Origin of the sequence: uncultured Ruegeria sp. (assembly GCF_947497005.1) — a bacterium.
GTDB lineage: Bacteria > Pseudomonadota > Alphaproteobacteria > Rhodobacterales > Rhodobacteraceae > Ruegeria.
In genome coordinates, this window is the sequence record NZ_CANMFF010000064.1 from 1 (window position 1) to 631 (window position 631).

The following is a 631-nucleotide window of genomic DNA, read 5'->3' on the forward strand; positions in this document are numbered from 1 at the left end:
GGCTTTGTCGCAAACTTTCGGCTCCGACGCCTCCGTGTTAGTGGCGTCTCAGATTTCGAACGAGGCGGGCAGTGACAATCTCATTCAAAGGCGCTCATTTCCCAAGGGATGTGATTTTGCACGCGGTGTATTTCTATCTTCGTTATTCTGTGTCCTATCGGGATCTGGAAGAAATTCTGGCCGAGCGTGGCGTCAAGGTAGATCACGCGACGCTGAACCTCTGGATCGTCAAATACGCACCTCTGTTCGCCGACCGGGCACGTCGTCAGAAGCGTTGCTGCGATCGATCCTGGCGAGTGGACGAAACCTATGTGCGCGTCAAAGGAGAATGGGTCTACCTATACCGGGCGGTCGACAAACGGGGAAAGACCCTTGATTTCATGCTGTCCAAACGGCGGAACAAAGCTGCGGCGACAAAATTCTTCGCTCGTGCGCTCGAAGTAAACGGACTCCCAAGAAAGATAGTAATCGATAAAAGCGGCGCCAACACAGCTGGTATCACCGCCATCAACAAAATGTTGAAAGGCTTTGGTTGCCCGATCCCAATCGAGATGGTCAGGCGGAAGTATCTCAACAACATCATTGAACAAGACCATCGATTTATCAAACGCCGGATCCGCCCAATGCTCGG

The 631-nt window shown here is 52.5% G+C and carries 1 protein-coding gene; it reads left to right on the top strand.

Annotation, left to right across the window (positions count from 1 at the left end; genetic code table 11):
• Window positions 1-71: 71 nt before the first annotated feature.
• The coding region (locus Q0816_RS25915; protein ID WP_298856207.1) for an IS6 family transposase at window positions 72-631 on the top strand (560 nt) is incomplete at its 3' end.